The sequence below is a fragment of the Actinomadura sp. B10D3 genome (assembly GCF_039871695.1).
Lineage (GTDB): Bacteria > Actinomycetota > Actinomycetes > Streptosporangiales > Streptosporangiaceae > Spirillospora > Spirillospora madurae.
Genome location: NZ_JBDPLY010000093.1, coordinates 1 through 1,308, shown reverse-complemented (window position 1 = coordinate 1,308; position 1,308 = coordinate 1). Strand labels below are relative to the sequence as shown.

At 62.0% G+C, this 1,308-nt stretch carries 1 protein-coding gene; it reads left to right on the top strand.

What is annotated here, in order from left to right:
• The first annotated feature begins 66 nt into the window (after positions 1 to 66).
• Positions 67 to 1,265 (top strand): IS3 family transposase gene (locus ABGB11_RS42395; RefSeq protein ID WP_347641365.1). Its coding sequence is split into 2 segments (ribosomal slippage): positions 67 to 325 and positions 325 to 1,265, totalling 1,200 coding nucleotides; the frame shifts between segments, so codons are not numbered across the junction.
• Positions 1,266 to 1,308 lie beyond the last annotated feature (43 nt).

Here is a 1,308-nt window from a genome sequence, read left to right as displayed (position 1 = left end):
CTGAAGCGCCCCGAAGATTCCGGACAGTGACCCCACTACAATGGGGTGGTCCGGAAAGGTAGTGATTTGGCTCGTCCGAAGAGGAAATTCTCCCCGGAATACCGGGAAGAGGCAGTGAAGATGGTGATCGAGACTTCGCGGCCGGTCTCACAGGTGGCGAAGGAACTCGGGATCAACGCGGGCACTTTGGCGAATTGGGTGAACGCTTACCGGCGTGCGCATGCCGGCGAGGAGCCCGAGCTGACGGTGGACGAGCGTGCCCGACTGAAAGAACAGGAACGCGAGATCCGTGAACTCCAAATGGAGATCGCTTTCTTGAAAAAAGCGGCGGCGTACTTCGCCAAAGAGCAGCGGTGACCTCGAAGTACGAGTTCATCGACGCGGAGTACGCCAGCCCTTCCGTGTGCGTCGACGGCGCCACCCCCAGCATCGTCCGGATGTGTGAATGGCTGGGCGTTTCCCGCTCCGGCTTCTATGAATGGCGACGGCGCCCGGAATCGGCGACCTCGCAGCGGCGCGAGAGGCTCAAGGTTCTGGTACGGCATTTCTTCGATGCCTCCGATGGCACCTACGGGTACCGGCGGATTCACGCCGACCTGGCCGACGCCGGGGTGCCCGCCGGCCCGGAGCTGGTCCGCGACATCATGCGGGAGCTGGGCCTGGTGCCCTGCCAGCCGCAGCCGTGGCGGGCGAGCCTGACCGAGCAGGACGGCACTGCCGGCTCGATCCCCGACCTGGTCCGCCGTGACTTCACCGCCGACGCGCCCGGGCAGAAACTCGTGGGCGACATAACCTATGTCGAAACGTGGGAAGGATGGGTCTATCTCGCCACCGTCATCGACTGCTACACCAAGGCCGTCATCGGGTGGGCGATCGACGACAACTACAAGACCCCGCTCATAGAAAAGGCCATCGAGATGGCCGCCCGCAACCACAGACTCACCGACAAGGCGATCTTTCACAGCGACCGCGGCAGTAATTACACCTCGGCGAAGTACGCCGCCACGCTCCATCTGCTCGGGCTACGGCAATCGGTCGGCCGAACCGGCATCTGCTACGACAATGCAATGGCCGAATCGTTCTTCTCGACCCTGAAGAACGAACGAGTCCACCGCACACAGTATCCAACCCGCGAACACGCACGCCGCGACATCGTGAGGTACATCGAACTCTGGTACAATTCTCGCAGACGCCACTCAGGACTCGGCTATAAGACCCCGAACCAGGTCTATGCAGAGCACCTAGAACAGCAGCTCGCAGCGTGAAGTAACCGCAAATAGAGCTGTCCGAAGTCTTCGGGGCCCCTCA